General features: G+C 53.6%; 23 protein-coding genes. 5 read left to right on the top strand and 18 right to left on the bottom strand.

Annotated elements, in window-relative coordinates; genetic code table 11:
• Positions 1 to 12: 12 nt before the first annotated feature.
• Positions 13 to 2,328, bottom strand: a complete 2,316-nt coding sequence (locus tag IPH75_02290; protein MBK7140894.1) for an HlyD family efflux transporter periplasmic adaptor subunit — start codon at positions 2,326 to 2,328, stop codon at positions 13 to 15.
• 317 nt (positions 2,329 to 2,645) lie between these two features.
• Between IPH75_02290 and IPH75_02285 the strand changes: the two genes are divergently transcribed.
• From IPH75_02285 to IPH75_02270, 4 genes are all read left to right on the top strand, one after another.
• Positions 2,646 to 3,020, top strand: a complete 375-nt coding sequence (locus IPH75_02285; protein MBK7140893.1) for an FAD-binding oxidoreductase — start codon at positions 2,646 to 2,648, stop codon at positions 3,018 to 3,020.
• Entirely contained in the window at positions 2,924 to 3,793 is an 870-nt protein-coding gene (locus tag IPH75_02280) for an FAD-binding oxidoreductase (GenBank protein MBK7140892.1), read from the top strand. The genes IPH75_02285 and IPH75_02280 overlap by 97 nt, the downstream gene beginning before the upstream one ends.
• A 161-nt stretch (positions 3,794 to 3,954) precedes the next feature.
• Entirely contained in the window at positions 3,955 to 4,548 is a 594-nt protein-coding gene (locus IPH75_02275; protein MBK7140891.1) for a hypothetical protein, read from the top strand.
• A gap of 82 nt (positions 4,549 to 4,630) precedes the next feature.
• On the top strand, positions 4,631 to 5,371 hold the full coding sequence (locus IPH75_02270; GenBank protein ID MBK7140890.1) for an alpha/beta hydrolase: 741 nt from the start codon (positions 4,631 to 4,633) through the stop codon (positions 5,369 to 5,371).
• Position 5,372: 1 nt separating this feature from the next.
• Here IPH75_02270 and IPH75_02265 read toward each other — a convergent pair whose 3' ends face one another.
• A complete protein-coding gene (locus IPH75_02265) occupies positions 5,373 to 6,140 on the bottom strand; it encodes a hypothetical protein (GenBank protein MBK7140889.1) in 768 nt (255 codons plus the stop codon).
• A gap of 291 nt (positions 6,141 to 6,431) precedes the next feature.
• Here IPH75_02265 and IPH75_02260 point away from each other — a divergent pair, with 291 nt between their 5' ends.
• Positions 6,432 to 7,844, top strand: a complete 1,413-nt coding sequence (locus IPH75_02260) for an amidophosphoribosyltransferase (GenBank protein MBK7140888.1) — start codon at positions 6,432 to 6,434, stop codon at positions 7,842 to 7,844.
• A 72-nt stretch (positions 7,845 to 7,916) separates the two neighbouring features.
• On the opposite strand, the gene IPH75_02255 is transcribed toward IPH75_02260, so the two are convergent.
• From IPH75_02255 to IPH75_02180, 16 genes are all read right to left on the bottom strand, one after another.
• Positions 7,917 to 10,637, bottom strand: a complete 2,721-nt coding sequence (locus IPH75_02255; protein ID MBK7140887.1) for an insulinase family protein — start codon at positions 10,635 to 10,637, stop codon at positions 7,917 to 7,919.
• A gap of 182 nt (positions 10,638 to 10,819) precedes the next feature.
• Positions 10,820 to 12,271, bottom strand: a complete 1,452-nt coding sequence (locus IPH75_02250; GenBank protein ID MBK7140886.1) for an NADH-quinone oxidoreductase subunit N — start codon at positions 12,269 to 12,271, stop codon at positions 10,820 to 10,822.
• 39 nt (positions 12,272 to 12,310) lie between these two features.
• Positions 12,311 to 12,526: a glutaredoxin family protein gene (locus IPH75_02245; GenBank protein ID MBK7140885.1), complete on the bottom strand. Its 216-nt coding sequence runs from the start codon at positions 12,524 to 12,526 to the stop codon at positions 12,311 to 12,313.
• Positions 12,526 to 14,094 carry an NADH-quinone oxidoreductase subunit M gene (locus tag IPH75_02240; GenBank protein ID MBK7140884.1) on the bottom strand — a complete coding sequence of 523 codons (1,569 nt, stop codon included), beginning with the start codon at positions 14,092 to 14,094 and terminating at the stop codon, positions 12,526 to 12,528. The genes IPH75_02245 and IPH75_02240 overlap by 1 nt, the downstream gene beginning before the upstream one ends.
• Before the next feature lie 3 nt (positions 14,095 to 14,097).
• On the bottom strand, positions 14,098 to 16,044 hold the full coding sequence (gene nuoL / locus IPH75_02235) for an NADH-quinone oxidoreductase subunit L (GenBank protein MBK7140883.1): 1,947 nt from the start codon (positions 16,042 to 16,044) through the stop codon (positions 14,098 to 14,100).
• A gap of 9 nt (positions 16,045 to 16,053) precedes the next feature.
• Positions 16,054 to 16,359: an NADH-quinone oxidoreductase subunit NuoK gene (gene nuoK / locus IPH75_02230; GenBank protein ID MBK7140882.1), complete on the bottom strand. Its 306-nt coding sequence runs from the start codon at positions 16,357 to 16,359 to the stop codon at positions 16,054 to 16,056.
• Complete coding sequence (locus IPH75_02225; protein MBK7140881.1) at positions 16,356 to 16,952, bottom strand: NADH-quinone oxidoreductase subunit J; 597 nt, start codon at positions 16,950 to 16,952, stop codon at positions 16,356 to 16,358. Before IPH75_02225 ends, nuoK begins: the two co-directional genes overlap by 4 nt.
• Positions 16,949 to 17,455, bottom strand: a complete 507-nt coding sequence (nuoI, locus tag IPH75_02220) for an NADH-quinone oxidoreductase subunit NuoI (GenBank protein ID MBK7140880.1) — start codon at positions 17,453 to 17,455, stop codon at positions 16,949 to 16,951. The genes IPH75_02225 and nuoI overlap by 4 nt, the downstream gene beginning before the upstream one ends.
• A gap of 41 nt (positions 17,456 to 17,496) precedes the next feature.
• Positions 17,497 to 18,495, bottom strand: a complete 999-nt coding sequence (nuoH, locus tag IPH75_02215) for an NADH-quinone oxidoreductase subunit NuoH (protein MBK7140879.1) — start codon at positions 18,493 to 18,495, stop codon at positions 17,497 to 17,499.
• 3 nt (positions 18,496 to 18,498) lie between these two features.
• A complete protein-coding gene (gene nuoG, locus IPH75_02210) occupies positions 18,499 to 21,060 on the bottom strand; it encodes an NADH-quinone oxidoreductase subunit NuoG (GenBank protein MBK7140878.1) in 2,562 nt (853 codons plus the stop codon).
• A 10-nt stretch (positions 21,061 to 21,070) separates the two neighbouring features.
• On the bottom strand, positions 21,071 to 22,408 hold the full coding sequence (nuoF, locus tag IPH75_02205; protein MBK7140877.1) for an NADH-quinone oxidoreductase subunit NuoF: 1,338 nt from the start codon (positions 22,406 to 22,408) through the stop codon (positions 21,071 to 21,073).
• Positions 22,405 to 22,881 carry an NADH-quinone oxidoreductase subunit NuoE gene (gene nuoE / locus IPH75_02200; GenBank protein MBK7140876.1) on the bottom strand — a complete coding sequence of 159 codons (477 nt, stop codon included), beginning with the start codon at positions 22,879 to 22,881 and terminating at the stop codon, positions 22,405 to 22,407. Before nuoE ends, nuoF begins: the two co-directional genes overlap by 4 nt.
• Complete coding sequence (nuoD, locus tag IPH75_02195; GenBank protein ID MBK7140875.1) at positions 22,878 to 24,050, bottom strand: NADH dehydrogenase (quinone) subunit D; 1,173 nt, start codon at positions 24,048 to 24,050, stop codon at positions 22,878 to 22,880. Before nuoD ends, nuoE begins: the two co-directional genes overlap by 4 nt.
• Positions 24,050 to 24,574 carry an NADH-quinone oxidoreductase subunit C gene (locus IPH75_02190; protein ID MBK7140874.1) on the bottom strand — a complete coding sequence of 175 codons (525 nt, stop codon included), beginning with the start codon at positions 24,572 to 24,574 and terminating at the stop codon, positions 24,050 to 24,052. The genes nuoD and IPH75_02190 overlap by 1 nt, the downstream gene beginning before the upstream one ends.
• A 67-nt stretch (positions 24,575 to 24,641) precedes the next feature.
• Complete coding sequence (locus IPH75_02185) at positions 24,642 to 25,142, bottom strand: NADH-quinone oxidoreductase subunit B (protein ID MBK7140873.1); 501 nt, start codon at positions 25,140 to 25,142, stop codon at positions 24,642 to 24,644.
• A complete protein-coding gene (locus IPH75_02180) occupies positions 25,133 to 25,489 on the bottom strand; it encodes an NADH-quinone oxidoreductase subunit A (GenBank protein ID MBK7140872.1) in 357 nt (118 codons plus the stop codon). Before IPH75_02180 ends, IPH75_02185 begins: the two co-directional genes overlap by 10 nt.
• Positions 25,490 to 25,586: the final 97 nt, after the last annotated feature.

Below are 25,586 nucleotides of genomic sequence, written 5' to 3'. Positions count from 1 at the left end.
GTCCGAAAGCGCTTACCAAAGCCACCAGGACCAGAATTCCACACGCACGACCGACATTGCCTTCCGAATCGCACGTTCCAGTAGAGTACGTTCCCCCACTTCGATCTTCGCATAGCCGGTCATGCCGGGATTCAGGCTCCCCGCCGCGTTAAAAACCGCCACCGCGACCGGGAATTGCATAGCCACTCCCTCCTCGTTGGAGATCTTGGGCACTCGCACGACCGTCCCGTAAAAGAGCCTGTCCGGAAAGGACCGCACCTTGACCCGCACTGGTTGACCCGTTTGGACGAGGTTGAGATCGAAATCGGACACCGGCACCAAAAGCTCGACCACATTGTTATCAGCAACCGTCAGAAGAGCATCTGAATGGCGAGTGACTGATACCAAGCCATCAATCGGGCTCAGGATCACCTGGGCTCCCAATTGGGCCTCGAAAAATGCGATCCGGCTCATTTGCTTCTCAATATCCCGCTGGATGATCGCCTCATCCTGCGGGCGCGGCGGTGACTTGAGCAACGCCAGATATGACTTCTTATTCTCCAGCGAGGCCTTGGCGACATCTGCAGATGATCTGACTGACTCAAGCTGGTTGGCCGCCACCAAGTCACGCTCTGCCAGCTCTTTGATCCGGTTGAGATCTCGGAGCGACTGATCATAGGTCGCCTGAGCCGCCCGAACGTCCGCCTGGGCGGCAGCGATCTCCTCCCGCTTCGGCTGTGTGCGAAGGACCGTCAACTGGTCCTGGAGCCTCTGCAGGTCACTACGGGCACCCTGGAGGTCCTTATCCACCGTATTGGAGGCAATGACCGCCAGCGTGTCACCGATCTTGACCGTCTGCCCCTCTTTCACTCTGGGGGTGACCGGAAACGCGCCGACATCCTGGGTGATCAGTTTCAGAATCGAGGTCTTTTTCTCTGGATTGGCACCGCCATGCCGGAGAAATGTCTCCAGCAGACCATCGCTGCTTGTGGAAAGGCTGAATTCGGACATTGGCTGGACCACCACATCTCCCACTACCCGGTGTGGGAAGTTGACGAACCCACCCACGAATATTACCGCCAGTAGAAGTAGGCTGTAGATGGTCAGTCGAATCGGTTGGTGCAGTAGTCGTTTCATATAGATGAGATGTTGCCGTGTCCCTCTGGCGGCCTCGGCCGCCGGCTGTTTGAAGATAACTGCCAGCACTGCCACCAACAACAGGAATCCGGTACCACCCCATTTTGCGATCAGGAATTCGCCCACCAGCCAAATGACGTAGACAATCAGACCGGCCGAATAAACAAACGCCAACAGCGCGTAAATGAGAAAGATTTTCCGCTGTCGCGGTGTGACGGTCACACGCTCTATCGGCCAGCCGAGCAGATGACGTTTCAGCACATTCCCTAAATAGCCAAAGGACCGCTGGCGAAGGTTGGGAATCTCGAGCCAGTCTGAAAGGAGATAGTACCCATCCAGCTTGATCAGCGGATTAAAATTGAACAGGAAATTGACCCAGGAAACGATCGCACAGATCCGGGCAAACTCGCTGATCCCCGTTCCGGGGACCGTCACTCGCCAGACGATCACTGCTACCGCGAGAAAAAAGAACTGAAAGTACGGGCCTGCCCAGGTGACCGCCAGTCGCTGCGACTTCTCTTTGAAAAGCCAGGCATCGGACACGTCACAATAAAAACAGGGCTGAAAGTACATCAGCAAAAGGCCCATCTCCCGCACTTTGCCGCCATGATACCGACAGACCAGCGCATGGGCGAACTCATGCAACGTGATCATCAGAAACAGGGCGGCCACGATGGTAACGATCGAGCCAATATTAAATAGCTCGGGGAGACGGAGCGCGAAATTGGAAAAGTGTGCGCGCAACAGGTACATGCCCAGCATGATCACAGCAAACTGCAGCAAGAACCAGAGTGGTCGATGGAAAGGCCGATAATACTGAAACAACCGCTCAATGAATTGGGAAGGATCATACCCCTTCACTTTGATAAACAGCAAACGTGCCGCCAGCGATTGCTTGCGCTTCGATTCTCGTGCCGCCTTGGCGACCTCAACTTCACTGCGACCGTCATCCAGAAAATAGAGCTGCTCGAGTGCTTTGACGAACTGCTCAACCGCCTCGGCGCCAATATTCATCTGGAACTTCTCTTGAAAGCGGGTGGAAATCGTCGAGGGTGAGGTTTCCCCATCAAGTTGTTGAATCAGCCAGTACTCCGGCTCGCGAAGTCGGAAGTAACGCCCCGTGATCGGGTCTCTGACCGTATAGACGGTACTGCCGTCCACTTCCGATGGAACGGCGACCAGATCGGTTCGCAGTCGGGGGTAGGTCGACATGTCGCCAAGGTAGAGAATTGTTGGAAAATGGGCAACGGTCGACCTCGACACTTATAGCCAGCCAGATAAGTCAACATTTCGGCTATCAGCGACTGCAATCTACCATGTTCTCTTCTTTTGGTATTTCGCAGACCCCCACTACCTCGTTGTCTTTCTATAAGTTGGAACGACAACCTGACAACCAACATGACGCCGTAACTCCGAGAGCTGTGTTTTCCCCTTCACCGAAAGCTCGGTGAATCCCCTTGACAATAGTCGCCTATTTCCTACCTTAGTGAAAATCTTCACGTACGACGATTGTTGTTTGAGGTAGTGACATGCGGACTAAAGCAGATGCGGTTGTAATAGGCGGAGGGATCATCGGAGTCGCCGTTGCATTCTATCTTGCCAGGAAGAAATTCGGTCAGGTCGTCTTGGTCGAAAAGGAGCCATTCACTGGCGCTGGTTCAACCACCAAAGCGGCCGGAGGAATTCGCGCCCAGTTCTCAACAAAGACCAATATAGAAATGTCGATGCTCTCCGAGAAGATGTTTGCCAATTTCAAGGAAGAGACCGGTTCCAAGCTCTCTTTGACCAGGTCGGCTACCTCTTCCTCTTGTCGGATGATGCTGATGTCAAAACCTATACCAAGCATTATGAACTACAACGTTCCCTCGGCCTCAATGTCCAGTTGCTCAAGCCCAGCGAGATAGTGCAATACGCTCCTCATGTCCGGCTCGATGATATCCAACTTGGCACGTTCTGCCATGATGATGGTCTTGGTGACCCGTCTGAATTTCTGCGCGGCTATGAGTCGGCAATCCGGAAGATGGGGGTCGACGTTGAACTGGAATGCGATGTAACCGGTTTTGGTAAATCGGGCGACAAGCTGACTTCCGTTCGCACGTCCAAAGGCGAAATTCAGACTCCCTGGGTTATCAACTGTGCAGGCGCATGGGCCGGCGAGATCGGAAAGCTTGCAGGAGCTGATGTCAAAGTCGAACCGTACAAACGGATGTGCGTCACCACCGGCGAACTTGATTTTGTACAACCGTTCTTCCCGATGGTCGTCGATGTCAAGTCCGGGCTCTATTTCCACAAGGAATCGAAGGGCCTGCTTCTTGGCTGGGCAGACAAATCAGTAAAGCCGGGATTTGATGTCTCCACTGACCCAGACTATGTCGACACGATCATCGAAAAAGCACTCGATCGGATCCCGCAACTCGAAACCGCGGAGATCGCTAATCAGTGGGCCGGTCTCTATGAGACTACTCCGGATCACCAGGCGATCATCGGCCACGATGCCGAGGTTGGCGGTATGTTCCATGTCACCGGGTTCTCCGGGCACGGGTTCATGCACGCCCCGGCGGCCGGTCTGGTGACGGCCGAGATCCTGTGCGGCGAAAAGCCGACCATCGATATCTCGCCATTGAGCCCGACTCGGTTCACCGGAGCCGACGTAACTCATGAAACAAATGTTATTTAACCATATCGTACCAGGAGCACACACAATGCGACTTTTCTCCTCACTCGTTCTTCTCCTGATGCTCACAACTCTGGCCTTGGCCGAAGAACCTGGCCCATGTCTGCCCATCCGATCAGGCCGCCAAACAAGGATTTGAGGCGTTTGGTGCGTTTCACGAGGTGATGGCTCCTACCTGGCATTCCGCCTACCCGGCCAAGGATCTCGATGCACTGGTTGCCGCCGGTCCGAAATTTGACTCGCTCTTCAAAGGAATCGCCGATATCCAACCGACTATGAAGAGCGTTGCTCGCAAGGCAGCCTTTCTGAACCATCGCGAGAAATTCGCCCAATTGGTCAAGGACTTCGCCGGAGCAGCCAAAGCTGGCCTCAAGGATTCCTGCTACGTGCTCATGCCGTCAGTTCACGAAGAATTTGAAAATACCGCCCATATGCTCTCTCCCTTCTCCTACCCTGAACTGGAGGGTGCCATCATGACCGCCGGGATCATCGTCGAACAGCATATCCCAAACAAGAACATGGATGGGATCATCGGCTCGACCGAAACGCTGGTGACCAAGGTCACGGCATTGAACGAATCTACTATTCCAGCAGAAGTGAAGGGACAGCAGGAAGCCATGGTCAAAGAATTGGCCCGGGTGTACAAGCTCGCTGCCCTGATGAAAGACTGTTGTGACAAGAAGGACATGGAGAACTACAAGATTCATGCGACCGAATTGTCAGCAAAACTGAAAGAGGTCTCCGAGACCTACCTCTAAGCGAGTATCTGTTCTGAAATCAAGCGGTGATCTGGTGATCGCCGCTTTCTCTTTGGTGACCACAAAGGACTGAGGTGGAAACATGAAAGCGTACTTGGCGATCATTCTCATAATCGCATGCAGTGTTGGCTTTTCCCAGACGCCCGTGATGAAGGTCACACAGACTGAGATGAAATCGGTCGCCCGAGATTCGCTCGTCATCTGCTCCACCACCTTCGGTCGTTCCGGAAAAGCCGCCAGTACGTTTGTCTGCCTGCCGATGATGGGGCATACGCGTGATAGTTTTTTCCCGCTGAAAGACAGCCTAACCGAGTTGAGCAAACGAACAGACTCGGTAAATTTCAGTCTCCCTACCTGGCGGATCTTCGACATGCGCGGCCATGGATGCTCGGTCAAGCGTGGAGAAGCTACACTGAGCTGGGAATCTATGACGGAGACCGAATTCGCCAAGTATCCAGCTGACATTGCAGACGCCCTGAAAGGTACCTCCAACCTCATCCTCATCGGCGCATCCATTGGCGCCAACACCGCGGCTCTGCTGACTGAGGAAATGCCCGAAATTCAGCGCATGATCCTCCTCTCCCCCGGACTCAACTACCGTGGCCTGGAACCGGCTGATGCGATCATGGCATTCAAAGGAAAGATCCTGCTGGTCGCCTCTTCCAGCGACGAATACTCGTACAAATCTGTTCGGGAGATGGCGTCATTAAATCCGGATCACTGCACCCTGATGATCTTTGATGGTGATGCCCACGGCACCGATATCATCAACGATAATCCGGCCGCGATGCAGGCGCTGGTGGACTGGATACTGAAGAATTAGGCTATTTGGAATCGGGATCGTCGGAGATATCAAGCATCGAGGTCCCCTCGGCATAGTCTACAGAACGTGCCGAGGTGATGCGGAGGAGTCGCTGGGTTACATCCTTGATCTTAAGTGCGGCTTCTTCAACCGTCTTTAGTTTGCTGACCAGCTCTTCATCCAGATCTTTCCGCTTCATCAGCAACAGTTGGATATTGCCCAGAATAGCGGTGAGCGGGTTGTTGATCTCATGATTGACTGTCACCGCGGTCTGGAGCACTGCTCCTAACCGCTCTTTGGCGATCAGGTCATTTGTCGCGGCTTTCGCCAGTCCGGCCTGACCTGCCACCACGTATAGCGACAATGCCGCACAAACCGCCTCAAGAAACATATCCTCAGAGACCAGCCGATGGTCCCCCTCTTGTATCCCGATCACCGCTCCCAACATCGATTCCCCAAACCGGATCGGAAGCGTAAATGTCTGAAACGGTGGATTCCCTCCAAAACTCATGTAGGCCGCCAGAAGCTGACGGTCCTTACGGAGGCCGGCAAATAAGCTCTCTTCGAGGGAGGTCAGTGTCTCCTGTGCCTGGATAGAATCGGCATGAGAAACCGCCAGAGTGATCGCCCGGGAGTCGTTCCAGAGATAAAGCGCCGCCGCCTGAAGCCCAACCAGATCGGCCGCCTGACGAAGCGCCATTTCGGCGGTCGGACGGAAATCTTCCCCCCGGTAACCGGCAATAGCCAGTTGCCTGAGGATGTCGAATCTGTGTTGTGCGCGGTCTTCCATAGTTTGGTATCTGCCCAACACCCTGTTGAGCAAACGGAATGCTCGATTTCTCCCGAAATCTCTATTACGCAGTAAATCTGAAGTACAGGCGAAACATATCGTATTTGCAGTGACTTATCCAGTCTTTTCGCTGTTCAGGAAATGCACACCCGGGTGGGCACAAAGTCGTTCCTGCAGCGTTTTTCACATATTCCCGCCCTGGCTGGGTAAGCCGGCGAATTCGGTTGACATTTGAACTGACCGGCAATAGCTTAGCGGTTTCCTTTTTTCGGACGGAGGACTTCTGTCGATATGCTGGAAGATGTAATTCACGACCAATGCGGTATCTTCGGAATCGTCGGCAATGCCGATGCGGCCGAACTCGCCTACCTCGGACTCTATGCCCTTCAACATCGCGGCCAGGAATCCGCCGGAATCATTACGGTCGATAGCGGCAAGGTACACCTGCACAAAGGTATGGGGCAGGTCGCCGAAGTCTTCGCCGAAAAAGCCAATCTCAAGAAACTGACCGGGGATATTGCGCTCGGCCATGTCCGTTACAGCACGACCGGTGCGTCCTCACTCATCAATATTCAGCCTTTCCTGATCACTAACAGGAACAAGTATCTCGCGGTCGCCCACAATGGCAACCTGACCAATTCGCTGGAGCTTCGCTCTAAGCTCGATGCCAAGGGCTCGATTTTCCAGACCACCTCGGACACTGAGATCATCCTTCATCTTACGGCCACGTCGAAGAAGGCAAATACGCTCGCTCGCATCTGCGACGCGTTGTCGATCATCAAGGGGGCCTTCTCGCTTCTCTTCATGACCGAAAATTCGCTCATTGCCGCACGTGACCCGCACGGCTTCCGCCCGTTGGCGCTTGGCAAGTTCAACGGTGCAATGGTGGTCGCCTCCGAAACCTGCGCGTTTGACATCATCGGTGGCGAATATATCCGGGACATCGAGCCTGGCGAAGTGCTGGAGATCACCCGCGACGGCATGAAATCGCATTACCCTATGAAGGCAGCCAAACCGGCCCACTGCATTTTTGAATACATCTACTTCTCGCGTCCCGATTCAAAAGTCTTCGGCGAGAATGTCGATAAGATCCGCCGTCGCCTTGGTCGCCAACTGGCTCGCGAACACCCGGTCGAAGCAGATATCGTTATCGGTATCCCCGATTCGGCCAACACCGCGACCCTCGGCTATGCCGAAGAATCCGGTATCCCGTTTGAGATCGGATTGATTCGCAACCATTACGTGGGGCGCACCTTTATCGATCCGGAGCAACACATTCGCGATCTCGATGTCCGCGTCAAATTCAACCCGGTTCGCGGTGTACTCAATGGGAAACGGGTCATTGTTGTCGATGACTCTATCGTTCGCGGCACGACCTCCAAAAAGATGGTTCAGATGATTCGTGATGCCGGTGCCAAGGAAGTACATTTCCGGGTCTCTTCCCCGCCTATCATCTCCCCCTGCTTTTTTGGGATCGACATGCCGACTCGTGCGGAACTGATCGCGGCCAATAAGTCGCTTGAAGAGATTGAAAAGTACCTCGGAGTCGATTCGCTTCGTTACTTGTCACTGGATGGCATGCTGGCGATGCCGTCACTCCCCAAAGCAGGCTTCTGCCACGGCTGCTTCTCCAGTCAGTACCCAATGAAAGTCCCGGAGATCAACGGCAAGCACCGTTTGGAACTGCAAAAGGTCAAAGTGTAAGAGCGCAATTCTGTGCAAATAACAAAGGCGAGTGGGTAACCACTCGCCTTTTTCAATCTCATTCGTTTCTGGTCAGTGCAGTGCTTTAGGCACAATGACGACTTCCCCAATCCCCAGTCCGCGCAGTCCCTCCTCGATCTTTGCCCGATCACCCGAAATCACGATGATCAGGTTATCCGGGTGAAGATATTCTTTCGCCTTAGCATTGACCATCGGGACATCGACCGAAGCCAACTGGTCCATATATTTGTTCCAGTAGTCGATTGGCAGACCGTTCTGGACAAGCGTGTCCAGATGGGACGCAATAGCTGCAACAGACTGAAATTCTTGAGGCAAACTTCGGATCAAAAACTCTCTATTGGTTTGCATCTCAACATCGCTTACCGGGCGACTGCCGACAATATCCCGGAATTCTCTTACCATTTCTGCCACTGATTCCTTGGTCGATTGGGTTTGTACCGCCGAATAGGCAACAAACGCACCGGTTCCTCTTCGACTGGTGAAGAATGTGTAAGCGCCGTAGGTATACCCCTTGTCTTCCCGAAGGTTCATATTCAGACGGCTGGAGAAATGGTCGCCAAGGGCCGTATTAATAACTTGAGCGGCCGCATAGTCAGGCGACAACCGCGACATTCCGGGGTGGCCAGCCACCACAATGCTCTGTACCGCACCCGGCATATCTATCAGATAGATTATTGTTTCGTCAGGCAGCGACGGCTCGGGAATGACAGTCGACACCGAAGTCCCCTGCTGCCAGCTCCCAAAGTACCGTTTCGCCTTCTCCTTTGCTTCCGACATCGTAATGTCTCCGACAAAGAGAAGCGCCGCATTATTCGGTTTAAAGGTCGACTGATAGAACGCGATTACATTCTCTCGGGTCATTCCCTCCAGAAAATTCACTGTTCCTGTCCCGGTATATGACTGACCATACGGATGATGATCGCCATACAGCAGTTGGTAGAGAGTCTTAAAGGCGGCATCGACTGGGTGATCATTCTCCTGTTTCGACCTTTCGATACGTAGCGATCGCTGCCGATCCAGTTCATCTTGCGCGAACAAGGGGTTAAGCACTACATCCGCCATCACTGGTAGTGCCTTGTCCAGGTTCCGCTTCAGGACACTGAGGTCGACCTTTGAATAGTCGAAACTACTGCTCGTCGTTAGGATTGCTCCAAACTGCTTCATCTCCTCGGATATCTGCATCAAAGTCCGGCTAGTCGTTCCGTTCTTGAGAAGGCCTACCGTCAGACTGCCCAGTCCCGGCTTTTCGGCCGGTTCTGCTGCCCATCCGCTCTTGACAAGCAAATTGACCTGCACCAGAGGAAGGTCCGGTCGGCTGATCACATAGATCTCCAGTCCGTTCTCCAGCTTATCCATCTCCGGCACTGGAGGCACAAATTTCGGATCGCTGCCGGCTGTCGGCTTCACCGCGCGGTCGATCTCTCCCTTTGCTGCCAGATTCTTTTGAGGAACAACTGACAGAATCAACCTCTTGTCTAGGTGCAGATATTTCTTTGCGGCATCAATGACTGATGCAGGAGTTACATTGCGATAGCGACCAAGATCCCACTCCAAATTGTTCGGATCTCCGAGAAAAACATTGTAGCTGTTTATAATGTCTGCTTTGTCACGGATATTTTCGAGCCGCAGGAAGAAATCCATTTCATAAATGTTCTGTGCTGCCGCGACCTCGGATGCGGTCACCCCGTCTGAAAGGACCTTCTGCAATTCGGCATCGATGGCCCCTTCCACTTCTTCCAGCGTGTGCCCCTCACGTACGATCGCATTGATCTCAAACCGGCTGCCTATTTCGCTCGAATACTGCGCGGCAACAATGCTCTGGGCTATCTGCTTTTCATGTACTAGCGATTTGTACAAGCGTGAGTTCGACCCATAAGTCAGGATGGTTGCCAGAATATCCAGATCGGCATCTCCAGGTTTGTAGAATCCGGGGGTCGGCCAGGTCATGTAAAGGCGGGGATATCTGACGCGATCTTCCGCTACCGCCCGTTTCACGCCGTCAAGCGACGGCACATACTCGGCCACTCGTTCGATCGGTCGCCCCGGCGCAATCGGGCCGAAATACTTCTCCACCCATCCTTTTGCCTGCGCCGGATCGAAGTCCCCGGTAATACATAGAGACGCGTTGTTCGGCGAGTAAAACTTCACGAAAAACTCTTTGACATCGTCCAGCGAGGCCGCCGATAGGTCTTCCATACTCCCGATTGTCGGCCAGGAGTAACCATGGTCTGAAGGATACAGAAGGTGTGGTACTAGTTCCCAACTGATGGCGTACGGCTCGTTCTCATATCTCTGGCGGCGCTCATTCTTGACCACATCGCGCTGGTTATCCAGTTTCGCCTGGTCCATTGTTGGCAAAAGATTCCCCATTCGGTCGGCATCGAGTGCCAGTACCTGCTCGAGGTAGTTTTTCGGGACGACTTCGAAATAATTCGTTCGGTCCACATTGGTGCTGCCGTTGCACTCTCCGCCCATCTGCTCGACAAAGTTGAACACATCGAAATTGTAGTGCTCGCTCCCCTGAAACATCATGTGCTCAAACAGATGAGCAAACCCGGTCCGCCCATTCCTTTCATTCTTCGAACCGACATGGTACCAGATATTGACTGCCACCGCCGGAATAGTGTGATCCTCACAGAGGATCACATCCAGCCCGTTCGGCAATTCATAATGTTCGACATTGAGTTTCGGTGCGGACTGCGCGATCGCTGCACCTGAAAAGAGAATGACCAATGCCAGACAGGCACAAACCGTTGGGAACTGTGACCGCAAGACCAACCTCCGAGTTACTATTTCCGGGACTTGTGATTTCAGACAGCATGTCTGCTACGTATCGAGACCGTTTCCCCAGTCCGGCAGCAGCCGAACTCGTAGCAACATACTAAATATGGAGGTTTAAAGTCAATGATTCTAAAGGTGAGCGAGAGACTAGCCCAAATGGCCCGCCAATCCGCTTACATTGACGCGAAGATCGCCTGCCGGGTCATATTAATGATCGTGTCCGGGAAGAATCCAAGGCCCAGCGTGCCTATGGCCGTGACCACCAGGACAAGCAGAATGGCGAAATTGACCGTTACCGGGATCGGTCGTTCATCAAACGTATCGAAATAGGAAACCTTGATCACGCGCAGATAGTAGTAAACCGACACGAATGAATTCATCACACCGATCACCGTCAGTGTAATGAACCCTTTCTCCACAGCCGCGGAGAAAATATAGAATTTGCCGAGGAATCCCACCGTCGGCGGAAAACCGCTCAGCGCAAACATGAACAGAGCCAATGTTGCCGCCAGATACGGGTTTGAGCGCGACAGTCCGGCCAATTCGGAGAAATCCGCCTTCATCCCGGAACGGCTCTCCAGGAGCGTCACCACTGCGAACCCGCCCAAATTGAACATGCTATATGCGACCAGGTAGAAGATCGCGGCCGATACCGATACCGCTCCCCCAACCGTCAATGCTACCAGAATATAGCCAGCGTGCGAGATCGATGAGTAGGCCAGCATCCGCTTGACATTGTCCTGCCTGAGCGCCAGGATATTACCGACCGTCATCGTCAGGATAGCCAGCACCCAGAATATCTCCTGAAGAACCGCCATATCGGCAAATCCGTAGCTGAATATCCGAAGCAAAGCGGCAAACCCGGCTGCTTTCGGAGCTACAGAGAAAAAGGCCGTGACCGGCGTCGGCGACCCCTGATAGACATCGGGTACCCAACTATGGAATGGCACCGCGGAAACCTTAAACCCGAATCCGATTAGCAGCAATGCCGCGCCTGCATAAAGATAAAGTCCCGAAGTATTTGCGATATGAGCGAAATCAGTTACAATTCGAGTCAGGCTGGTTGTCTGAGCCGCGCCGTATACAAACGCGATTCCCATCAGCAGGAATCCAGTCGCAAACGACCCCATAATGAAATACTTGATCCCTGCCTCGTTTGATTCGAGGCTCCGACGGTTGAATCCGGCCATCACATAGAGTGGGACCGACATGATCTCAAGTCCGAGGAACAGCACGATCAGGTCGGTCGTATTCGCCATAACCATCATCCCCAACGTGGAGACTAAGAGCATGGCGTAGAACTCAGGCTTGTTGATCCGCTTCACATGTAGATATCGGTAGGCCATAAAAAGAGACAAGGTCGACGCCACCAAAAAGATCAACTTGAACAGGACGCCAAAATGATCCACTGTCACCATGGCCGCAAATCCGGTTTGCGTAACGCCCCACTGCATGATGGTCAAGGCCAACGATGCGGCGAATCCCGCCACTGCAACGATCGGCGCCCACTTAGGGAGAGACCGAACAGCCGAAAAGACCATGATGATGGCCGCCGCGACCAGCAGAGCCAGTTCGGGAGCGATCAGGCTGAAATCAATCGACAATGTTGAAGCGTAATCTGTCATACTTTTCTCGCGACGACCGTCGCGCCTTTATCAGAATCCTCAGCCTCCGCCGAAGCCAAGCGTGACCTTCCCATGATCAACTATCACCGGCACGATCCGCTGCCCACCGCTCACTTTGAGCGCCTTTTCCATATTAGCCGCGGACTCCTTCACATTTATCTCGTCAAACGGTATACCGTTGTCGGTGTAGTGCTTTTTCGCCGCCGCACAGTAAGGACAACCCGGTTTCGTGAACAAGATCACCTCGTGACTCATCAGTGGCCTCCACTGGTTGGTGTCACGGTAGCCGTGGGTGTCGCGGTTGGTTCTGCCTGGATCTGGAACTTCTCATTCAGGCTGGCATTCTGCGCCCGCCCGACCTGCGTCAAAACCTGCTTCACCGCCGGTTCTATCCGATCAAACAACGGTTTCGGATATATTCCTATCCAGAAAACGAAAATGACCAATGGTATCAGGATGAACCGCTCACGCATAGTGAGATCGGTTAACCGTTCATTCTCTGGATTGGTCACCTTGCCGAAAATGACTCGCTGGTACATCCACAGCATATAGGCAGCCGCCAAAATCACTCCCGATGCTGCAAAAACCGCATACCACATATTCGACTGGAATGTCCCAAGCAGGATCAGATATTCGCCGACAAAGCCGTTCGTAAACGGCAGGCCGATCGATGACAGTGTCACTATCATGAAGAATGTCGCAAAGACGGGCATCACCTTGGCGATGCCGCCGAAATCCTCGATCATCCGCGTATGCCGTCGTTCATAGATCATCCCGACAATTAAGAAGAGTGCGCCCGTCGAGACACCGTGATTCAGCATCTGGAGCACAGCGCCGGACATCCCTTCGATATTAAGCGCAAACATCCCGAGCATCACAAATCCCATATGCGAGACAGATGAAAACGCCACCAGCGACTTGACATCCTTTTGGACCATCGCCACCAGCGCGCCGTAGATGATCGCGATCACCGAAAGTAACAGTATATAAGGAGCGTATACGATCGTCGCATCAGGGAACATCGGCAAGCAGAAGCGCAGGAAGCCGTACGTTCCCATCTTCAGCAATACACCAGCCAGAATAACCGAACCGGCAGTTGGTGCCTGAACGTGAGCATCGGGCAACCAGGTGTGGAACGGGAACAGCGGAACCTTGATCGCAAATGCCAGCGCAAACGCGCCAAACAGCCAGAGCTGCGGCTGATAGCCGATCTGCATCGAGGTTATCTTCAGCAGGTCGAAAGTATATTCCCCGGTCGCCGTATGATACGCGAAATAGAGATACAAGATGCCGACCAGCATCAACAGCGAGCCGAACATCGTGAAGAGCACAAACTTGATCGCCGCATAAACACGCCGTGGGCCACCCCAGATACCGATGATAAAATACATCGGGATCAGCATCACTTCCCAGAAGACATAGAAGAGGAACAGGTCGAGCGCGCAGAAAACACCGATCATACCGGTGGTCAACAGCAGCATCGACATGAAGTACCCCTTCACGCCGGTCGTCACTGATTTCCATGAAGCAAGTATACAGAGAACTGTCAAAATGGTCGTCAGCAGGATCAACAACAACGAGATACCGTCGATCCCCATATGGTAACCGATCCCGAGCGATTTCACCCAGGGGATATTGACATTGAACTGCATACCGGTCGCGAGCGGGTCAAAGAAATAGCCGATATAAAATGACACCAGCATGGTGACGACTGCTATACCGAGACTGACCATCTTAATGGTCGAATGCTGGTTCGCCGGCACCAGCGTTAGCAGCACCACGCCCAAAATCGGAAGGAATGTGACTAATGATAACCAGTCCATAACTTATCTCAGCACCAGGTATCCGACTATGACCACTACACCGGTCACGAAGACGGTCGCATAGCCGCGTACTCGTCCCGACTGTGCATATTTAAGCAGTTCAGAAGCATCCTGGCCGACCACGGCAATGCCGTTCGCCAGACCGTCGATTATCAGCACATCAACGACTTTCCAGAGGAAAACAGAGAAATAAACCAGCGGTCGCACAACCAGTGCACCGTAAATCTCGTCGACAAAATACTTGTTCAGAAGCAGCTTATGAAGCCCGCTGAATTTCTCCCGAATATTGGTCGCCATCTCCGGTTTACGGAGATACATCCGGTGCGCCAGGAGAATCGCCCCCACCGCGAGTATGACCGTGACAAACATGAGCGTCAATTCAAGTCCGGCATTCCCTGCCCCGGACATATGCATCTCAGTCGACACCTCTGCTCCGTGCCCGGCCGAACTAGCCAAGACCGGCGCCAGCCACTCCTCGAAATAGTTCGTTGCTCCTAAAACATGTGGCATGCCCACATATCCGCCAATCACCGAAAGCACTGCCAGCACCATCAACGGCACTGTCATCATCTTGGGTGATTCATGGATATGCTCTTTGGTATGCTTGTCCATACGTTCCGAGCCCCAGAACGTCAGGTAAAGCAGACGGAACATGTAGAAGGCAGTCATGATGGCCGTCACCAGACCGATCACATACAACATCAAGTGCCCGTGGCTCGAAGAATACGCTTTCCAAAGAATCTCATCCTTGGAGAAAAATCCGGAGAAGCCTGGAATTCCGGCTATCGCCAGACAGGCGAGCAGGAAAGTCCAATAGGTGATCGGAAGATGCTTTTTCAGTCCTCCCATCTTCCGTATATCCTGTTCACTTGACATGGCGTGAATCACCGAACCTGCGCCAAGGAACAACAATGCCTTGAAGAACGCGTGGGTCATCAAGTGAAATACGCCGGCCGAAAATGCGGCCACACCGCACGCCAGGAACATATAGCCGAGCTGACTAACGGTTGAATACGCCAGCACCCGCTTGATGTCATTTTGAACCAGACCGATTGTCGCTGCAAACAGCGCTGTCAGCGCGCCGATGATCGCTACCACCATCAAGGCATCCGGCGCCAGCACAAACAAAGCACTGGAACGCGCTATCATGTAAACGCCAGCCGTGACCATGGTAGCTGCATGGATAAGCGCGGAGACTGGAGTCGGGCCTTCCATCGCATCCGGTAGCCAAACATACAACGGCAACTGGGCAGACTTGCCCGTAGCGCCGACAAACATCAGCAAGCAGGCCGCGGTGATCAGTCCGCCGCCAGCGACAAATACCGTCGGGGCGGCTGCCATCACCTTTGAATAATCAAGCGAACCGACCTGCCAGAAGATGATGAACATCCCCAGCAAAAATCCAAAGTCACCAATACGGTTGACAATAAATGCTTTCTTTCCCGCATCCGAGGCCGACTTCTTTTCAAACCAGAAACCGATCAACAGATACGAGCAGAGCCCGACCCCTTCCCACCCGACGAACATCAGCAGGTAATTGTTGGCCAACACCAGCGTGAGCATCGAGAAAGTAAAGAGATTCAGATATGCGAAATAACGTCCATACCCCGGATCGTGGCTCATATAGCCGACTGAATAGACATGGATCAGGAACCCAACCCCGGTCACGACCAGGATCATCACTGCCGACAGTGGATCGAGCAAATAGGCGATATCGACATGGAAACTTCCCGACGGGATCCAGGTAAACAGCACCTGTTCCATAGCCCGCGCCCCTTCAGCCATCGACCTCAACTCGAAAAACGAAACGAGCGAAAGAATGAACGATGCACCGATCGAGGCACAGCCAACGATCGAGATCACCGGCTTGGGAAGTCGTCCGATCAGAAGCCCGTTGATCAGAAAGCCGATCAGCGGCAATAGGGGTATCAGAAAAAGGTAATCAACCATTCTTTCGTCCTACCATTTCAGCATGCTGTACCGGTCGATATTTATCGTCTCCCGGTTGCGGAAAATGGTGATGATCATTGCCAGCCCGACCGCGGCCTCAGCAGCAGCGACCGTCAGGACCAAAAAGACCATAACATGTCCGTCCATCAGGTTGAGCGCTCGCGAAAACGCGATCAAAGCAAGATTCGCCGAATTGAGCATCAACTCGATCGACATGAACATGACGATCATGTTTCTGGAGATCAGGACACCCACTGTCCCTATCCCAAACAGCACCGCGGCGAGAGTCAAATACGCCGAGATTGGAAGCGTCATTTCGTCACCGCCTCATCCGTCTGCTCGGATGTCGTTTCTGGTGCTTCCTTCGACTCCTCGGCATCCTCAGCGCGATCGCGTCGGGCGATCACCACTGCGCCTACGACGGCGATCAGTAGCAGGATACCGGTCAGTTCGAACGGATATAGATACTTGGTGAATAAGAGCATTGACACCGACTTCACCGACCCGAAGTCATCCGTCGGCGGAGTAGTCCCCATCAAGCCGGCCACCGGACCGCCCAGCGCCACACTCTTGATGATAAAAATCAGTTCAACGAACAACAGCAGCGAAACAACGTACTTGGTCGCCTTGCTGATCGGAGAAGAATGCGCGCCAAGATCCTCCCGGCCACGCAGGTTCAGCAACATGATCACAAAGAGGAATAGCACCAAGATGGCGCCGGCATACACGATCACCAGCATCGCGCCGACAAACAGCGCGCTGAGCTGGATATACACCACTGCCTGAGCGACCAGCGAGAGGATCATGTACAACACCGATGCTACCGGGTTGCGCTGCGAGATCATCATGGTCGCACCAAACACCGCAACTACAGCGGAGATGAAGAATATGATGGTATCAATATTCATCGGACCGCGTTGGGCACTCCATAGACTTTCCGCACTCGGCGGATCATCCGTTTGAACGGGTTATCTTTGCGCGGGAACGGCACCAGCATGTCCTGCTTCCTCCAGATAAATGAATTCCGATCGAAATTGGAGAATTCATACTCCTGCCCCAGGAAGATCGCTTCCTCCGGACAGGCCTCTTCGCAGAATCCGCAGAAAATGCAGCGTATCAAGTTGATCTCATACACTTTGGCTTTGCGTTCGCCGTTCTCGGTCTCCTCGGGCTCCATATATATCGCATCGGCGGGACAGGCGGCGGCACACAGCCCACAACAGACGCACCGCTCAGTGCCGTCATCGTAGCGCTCCAGATAATGCAATCCACGGTACCGCGGCGCCATCGGCTTTTTCTTCCGCGGATAGTCCAGAGTCACCGGCTTCTTGAATATGTGCTTGAAGGTGACCCAGAATCCCCAGGGCATCTTCAGGAACACATTGCCGAGCGCTTTGAGTACTTCTCTCATATCACAATCCTCTACACTCTTCAGTCACACTGTGCCGTTCATCAGAACAGGACGATCGCTCCGGTCACCAGCACATTCAACACCGCCAGCGGGAAAAGCACTTTCCAGCCGAAATTCATCAATTGATCGTACCGGAAGCGCGGCAGCGTTGCCCGCAACCAGATATAGAAGAACATAAACAGGAACACTTTGGCCACAAACCAGACGATCGACAACTGCACCGGCCAGCCCGGCCAGGGGCACTGCCATCCGCCAAAAAACAACGTCGCCCCGACCGCCGATACGGCGATCATATTGGCATACTCACCCACGAAAAACATCCCGAAGCGGAACGATGAATACTCGGTATGATACCCCGCCACCAATTCAGATTCTGCCTCGGGCAGATCGAATGGCGCACGGTTGGTCTCTGCTATCGCACAGACAATGTACAACAAAAAGCCAAGCGGCTGCTTCCAGATAAACCAGTGGAAGATATTATCCTGCTGCTCCACCAGTTCGCGCATTGAAAGCGTGTTGGCGATGAGGATCACGCCAACGATTGATAGCCCGTAGCTGATCTCGTATGAGATCATCTGCGCCGAAGAGCGCACTCCACCCAGGAGTGAATACTTCGAACCAGACGACCAGCCCGCCAGAATGATCCCGTATACGCCGAGCGAGGTGACCGCGAAGATCCAGAGAATGCCAATATTCAGATCTGAAATAACTCCGGTGATCTCGCGTCCGACCAGTGAGAAGTCTGCTGAAAACGGCACTACCGCAAACGACAGTAACGACGGTATGAACGCCAGCAACGGCGCCAGAGCATAGGTGACTTTCTCGACATTATCCGGGACGATATCTTCCTTAAACGCCATTTTGATGGCATCGGCCAGCGGCTGCAGCAGCCCGTAGGGTCCGGCGTAAGAGGGTCCGATTCGATGCTGCATGATCGCGACCACCTTGCGCTCCATGTAGGTAGCATAGGCGCAACCAGTCAGTACCGCCACTACGACGATTATCACTTTGACCGAAGAAAGGAGGATCATTTCCAGCATGGCCTAATCCGTCGCTTTCTGGAGTCTTACCCGATCCACTCTTGCTTTGCGATCGAGGAGCCCGTTGATGTGCGTGGAGGCAAAATTGCGCGGAACAAACACCACGTCCCCTTCCATCCACTGCGACACTCGCACCGGCAAAATCACCTTCCCGGATCTTGATTCAATACGCAGTGAGTCGCCATCGGTCAGATTCAGCTTTTCCGCCAGCTCCGACCCCACCTCGGCATATGCCTCTGAACAGAAATTAAATAACGAGACCGACTTCTCTGTGAGATAGCTCCGGTGATGTGCGTCGTCGCCGACCGCCAGCGCGTAAGGATAATCTTTCTCCGCCGCAACCGGATTTGCCTTTACTTCGAGCCAGCTCGAAGGAACCGGCAATGTTGTATCTATTGTCAGCAGTCGACGAAGCTCAGATTCTCGCTGGTTGTCGGAATTGAATAACTTCTGGCCCATTGCCTTGGCTACCTGGGCGACTATCTCGTAACCAGGAAGTGACGTAAACTGCGCCTTGATCACCTGCTCGGCACGCTGGACTTTTCCTTCTAAATTGACATAATCCCCTGAATACTCTGTCCAGCTCGCCAGCGGTAAAACGACATCGGCCAGTGCAGTCGTATCGGTTTCAAACAGATCGGCTACCACCAGGAAATCCAGCTTCTGGAGCGACTCATCAGCTATCTGACGATCAGGATACATCATGACCGGATTCGCCCCGAGAATGAACATCCCGTGCATCTCCCCCTTCTTGATCAGGTCGAACATCCCTTCGGTCGTCTGAGGAGCTGTTTCCGGAAATTCGTTCCAGAGTGCGGCCAACTCTTTTTTCACCGATGGATGCGGCGTCGGCAGCAGACCGGTGCGTTCGGCACCCTTGGTATTGGCATACCGTGCCAGGACCGCGACCTGTCCACGCTGATCAATACCCACGAGGCGATTCAAATTGCAGATCGCAGCGGCGATCGCTTCTCGATCACGCGACTGACTGACCTGCTCGCCAACCAGGATCGTTATCTTTTTACCGGAAGCGAGTGACTTGGCCAGCGATCGAAGGTCTGCTGATGTAACACCACAGGCCACGGCACACTCGTTTACAGTCGACGGAGTCAGCTTGGAGACCAGCGCTGAAGCATCGCCTGCTACTGCCACCTTCTCCTCTATCGCCGCCAGGCAGAGCCCGTTCAGGAAAATTTCGTCAGTCCCCGGCAGATAGAGTAATTCAAGATTGGCGACATCCGATGATTTCACGCCGTAGGAATTGGCGGAGTAGATCTTCGACCCGCTGAAATTGTACGCCTTGCGTACCCGCAGGTACTCATTCGGATGCTCGCGCACAAGATCGGAGCCAAGTATAAGGATCACATCGGAATTATCGATATCTGCGATCGTGAAGGCTCGCGAAGCCAGCACCGAATATGCACCATCCGGAGTGGTCGGAAGATTTCGGTAGTCTGTGCGGTGGTCGATATTATTCGATCCAACTACCAGACGCATAAACTTGGCAAAACTGTATTGTGTAGCGCTGTCGAGTTGCGGTCCCGCGATCCCACCGATACACACGCACCCCTTGGTCTCGTTGATTTCTTTGAGTCGCTTGCCTACAAATGCCAGCGCCTCTTCCCAGGTAGTTGCTACCTGCTTGCCGTTCTTCTTTATTAGCGGCGTCTGCAGACGGTCCGTCGAGTGAGCGATCTGGTATCCATAACGTACCACGTCCGGCAGCCAACCGTCATCGATGGCATCATTGCGACGTGATGTCGTACGGTACATTAGATCCTTGTGGGGATCGCGGTAAATAAGCGTATTGGTCCCCGATGCATCGAACGGATCGATCGACGGCGCCGTTTTGGTCAGCCAAACACGGATCTTATAGCGCCAGTCAGTATTGGTCAAGGCTCCGACCGGGCAGATCTCCACCAGATTCCCTGAAAACGGATTGTCAACCTGTTCGCCCGGTGCGGAATTGATCTCGGTATGATTCCCGCGCTCATATGCCCCCAGGTCGTATTCGCCAAACGCTTCCTTGTTCGAGCGAACGCACTTGTAGCACAGGATGCACCGATTCCGATTGAGTACGATCTCCGGGCCGATCTTCAGATCGTCAAACGTCGTTTTGTTATCCGGAATGTGACGCCGTTTCATGAACTCGAACCGGCTGTCATCGTAACCATGGGCAAATGTCAGGTTCTGCAGATCACATTCCCCGCCTTTGTCGCAGGTCGGGCAATCAAGCGGATGATTTGTGAGCAGGAACTCCAGGACGGCCTTGCGTCCCATCTTCACCTGATTTGAATCTGTGTGGACGACCATATTGTCCGAACACTCGGTCGCGCAGGAGACCTGAAGTTTCGGAAACTTCTCTATCTCCACATAACACATGCGACAAGCGCCAACCGGCTTCAGCTTGGGATGCCAGCAAAATGACGGGATATGTATCCCCATACCCAGCGCCGCCTCAAGAACGGTCGTCCCTTTGGGGACTGACACCTGACGTCCATCGATCGTCAGTGTCACGGTCTTGACTGCCACAGGTGGTGTGTCGGTTTTGGTCTGGTCTGCCATCTATCTCAGCTCACTTGAACTCAAAATTGGTTTTCACGAGGCACTGCTTATGCTCAATATGATGAAGCCATTCATCCCGCCAGTGCTTGACCGCGGATTGGATCGGCATCACCGCCGCATCGCCCAGCGGGCAGATCGTCCGCCCCAGGATGTTGCCGCAGATATCCTCGATCTTCTCGATATCGCCCGGTTTCCCTTCGCCACGTTCTATTTTGCGAATCGTTTGCTCCAGCCAGCCTGTGCCGTCCCGACAGGGCGTACATTTTCCGCAGGATTCATGGCGGAAAAACTGGATCAGCTTCAGGATCACCCAAACTATACACGTATCCTCATGGAAGACGATCACCGCGCCGGACCCGAGCATTGAACCGACTGATTGCAGCGATTCAAAATCCAGACTGACATCAATCATGTCCGGAGTCAGCAACGGTGTCGAGGCTCCACCCGGGATCACGCCCTTGAGCTTTTTGTCTCCCAGCATCCCGCCACCATAGGCCGGATCATAAATCAGTTTTTTGAGGTTGAAGCCAAGTTCGACTTCATAGTTGCCCGGACGCTTCACATGGCCGGAAAGCGAAAAGATCTTCGAGCCGGGTGACTTTTCAGTCCCCATCGACTTAAACCACGCTGCGCCATGCTTGATAATATGCGGCACCGCCGACAATGTCTCTACATTGTTCACGATTGTCGGACAGGCATACAAGCCTTCGACTGCCGGGAATGGCGGACGTATCCGCGACAACCCCTTCTCCCCTTCCAGCGAATTCAGCAGCGCGGTCTCTTCGCCGCATATATAGGCGCCACCACCGGTATGCACCACCATATCAAGATCATAGCCGCTACCCAGGACATTCTTTCCCAGGAACCCCTTGGCGTATGCTTCGCGCATCGCCGCCTCAACCGTGCGGATCGATTCATTGAATTCGCCACGAATATAAACGAACATCAGATGGCTGCCGATCGCAAACGCGGCGATCGCCATCCCTTCGATCATGGCATGCGGGTCACGCTCCATGATCACTCGGTCCTTGCAGGTCCCCGGTTCGGACTCATCTGCGTTGCAAACCAAATATCGGGGTTTGGGAGAGTCTTTCGGGACGAAACTCCACTTCATGCCGGTCGGGAATCCTGCTCCGCCACGACCGCGCAATCCCGCACCTTTCACCTCGGCGATCACTTCGTCCGCCTTCATTGAGGTGACGACCTTTTTCCAGGACTCATATCCGCCGCGCGAGATAAACGTATCAATACTCCGCTGATTCGGATCCTCGACATACCTGAACAGGTGGAGCCGTTCCGATTTGGCGACCTCGGTCGCATTCGTTATGACAGGTGAATAGAAGGTCATCCCTTGGCTCGCAGCTCCTCGATGATCTTGTCGACCTTCTCGCGGGTCAAATTCTCATAAAAGTCTTCATTTATCTGCATCATCGGTGCGGTCGCACACGACCCCAGACATTCAACCGTGATGAGCGTAAACAGATTGTCCTTCGTAGTTCCCCCTTTGGCGATCCCCAACTTCTGCTCAAGATAACCGGTCAGGCTGTCAGACCCCATCAACGCACAGGATATATTATGACAGACCTGGATCAAATGCTTCCCTCGTGGCTGTTTGACGAACAGCGTGTAAAACGTCGCCGCTTCAGCAACTTCGACAAACGGCACTTTGATCACATCCGCAATCTCTTTGTAGAGCTCGTCGTTGAGATGCCCAACCTGGTGGTACGCGATCGTGATCGCCGGCAAAATAGCCGATTTGCGCTTCGGATACAGCGCCACCTTCTCCTTTATCTGAGCAACTGACTCTTTGGTCAGGATCATCGGTCAACCTCTCCGAGTACAATGTCGATCGACCCGATCGCCGCAACGACATCGGCCAACAGCCGTCCCTCGACCAACGCCGGAAGACAGGCAAGATTGATGAATGACGGCGGACGCACCCGGATACGGCGACCTACCGGTGAACCATCTCCCGCTATATAAAACCCAAGCTCTCCCTTGGGAGACTCGATCCCCTGGTATACCTCTCCTTTGGGGGCATGGAACCCTTCCGTGATGATTTTGAAGTGGAAGATCATCGCTTCCATCTTGTGCAGCACATCCTCTTTGGGCGGAAGCACCACTCCCGGAACATGGGCCCGATACGGTCCCTCCGGCATCCCATCTATAGCCTGCTGTACGATCCGCAACGATTGCCGGATCTCTTCGAGCCGAAGCAGATACCGGTCGTATGCATCCCCCTTGGTTCCATAGGCGATATCAAAATCAAACTTCTCGTAGCCGGAATACGGATTAGCTTTGCGAAGGTCATGCTTGACACCTGAGCCGCGCAACATCGGACCGGAAAGTGACCAATTGATCGCATCCTCGGCCGAGATCACCGCGACATCTCTTGTCCTGTTGATGAATATCTCATTGGCGGTCAGGAGTGTCTCATAATCCCGCAGGCGATCGGGCAACACCTTGATGATATTGCGAACTGATTTCTCAAAATCTTTCGGAAGTTCATGGGCCAGCCCACCGATTCGGATATAGCTGGTCATCATCCGCTGTCCCGCGCACGCTTCATATATGTCGACGATCATCTCGCGCTCGCGGAATGCATATAACAGCATCGACATCGCACCGAGGTCAAGCGCATGTGTCCCGAGCCAAACCAGGTGCGAGGAAATTCGAGTCAATTCGGCAAGGCAGACGCGGGCATACTTGACCTTCTCCGGGACCTCGATCTCCATCAGCTTTTCAACAGCCAGACAGAAGCCGAGATTGTTGGACATCGGAGCCAGATAGTCCATTCGGTCGGTACACGGGAGCGCCTTGTAATACAGCTTGGACTCCATCGTCTTTTCGATACCGGTATGGAGGTACCCCACCACCGGACGTGCCTTGACCACCGTTTCGCCATCGATATCCAACTCCACCCGAAGCACGCCGTGCGTCGACGGGTGCTGGGGTCCCATATTGATATGGAGAGTCTTCTGTTCAGCCATCAGCGAATCACCTCTGGCGGAAGATCCTTGTTGTGGGTGAAGTGCGGCTGTTCGTAGGTGAGCGGGAAATCCTTCCGAAGCGGATGCCCCTCGAGATCATCGGGAGTCAGAATTTTGGTCAGGTCCGGGTGACCCACAAATGTCACGCCGAACAGATCCCAAACCTCGCGCTCCATCCAATTTGCCCCATTCCAGATCGGGGTGAGGCTGGCGAGCTCCGGTTTGTCTGACGGCAGAAACACCTTGATGAAAAAGCGATACGAATGTTCGAGCGAATAGAGATTGTAGACAACCTCATAGCGGCCGTATGCTGACTCGTACTCATCCCCTAGCCAATCGACTACGGTAATATCCGCCAGGAAATTGACCTTGAGCGACTCATGCTCTTTAAGCGCCTGACAGGTATCAAGCAATACTTCCGGGCGAACGTAAAAGGACTGCTGCTCGCGGAAGGTCTCCTCCCTGAGCAATGCGTCTCCGCACTGGGCGGCTATGAACTGGCTGAGCTGCTCTCTGATATCCATATTCAAGTTCCAAAATTCACAAGGCGGCAAACCGAAACGATCGGCTGCGGCACCCGGCGACCTTTTACTACACCCGCCGGCCCCACTCTTCCCGTGAGTCCTTCACGGATTCCTTTTCTACTTTCTCAAACAGCTTGAGAATTCCCTGCATGAGCTGTTCCGGTCGGGGCGGACAGCCAGGGACATACACATCGACCGGAATTATGCGATCCACCCCTTGCAGGATGGCGTAGTTGTTGAATACCCCGCCACAGGAAGCGCAGGCCCCCATGGAGATCACCCATTTCGGGTTCGGCATCTGCTCGTACAGCGTCTTGACGACCGGCGCCATCTTCATGGAAACGCGGCCAGCGACGATCATCAGGTCCGCTTGCCGTGGTGATGGACGCATCACCTCCATCCCGAATCGGGAAAGGTCGAAATGCGACGCAAATGTCGAGATCATTTCGATCGCACAGCAAGCCAGCCCGAATCCAAGCGGCCACATAGAGCGCTTGTGCGCCCAGTTGACCATCTTGTCCAATGACGTCAATATAATTGAATCAGGAATTCTCTCTTCTAATCCCATTTGAGGGCACCTCGTCCAAGTTCATAAATGTACCCGATCAACACCAGGCTTACAAACACGATAATGGCGAGGAAGCCGAACGACCCAAGGTCGCGCGCAACTACCGCCCACGGGAGCAGGAAGATCACTTCGATATCGAAAAGTATGAATGAGATTGCTACCAGGAAGAACTTAACCGGGACTGGGTCTTTCGTCGTACCTTCAGGATCGATACCGCACTCGTACGCCTGACCCTTCTTCCCTAACTTGGTCCGCTTCCCTAGCAATATCGAGGCACCAGCCATGACTGCGGCCAAAATGGCGGCAAAAAGCACCAAAAACAGGATCGGGTAGTATGTCTCAACCATGACTGCCTTGACCTTCGCTTTGAATCCCTACAAAATTCCGTCTACTTTAGCCAAACCACAGCTCAAAGTCAACAGCTATTTTGGTCGACTTAGCCCA

The sequence above is a fragment of the bacterium genome (assembly GCA_016708025.1).
Lineage (GTDB): Bacteria > Zixibacteria > MSB-5A5 > GN15 > FEB-12 > FEB-12.
Note: the sequence above shows the minus strand (reverse complement) of the source record. Positions and strands in the feature narration are given on the sequence as shown.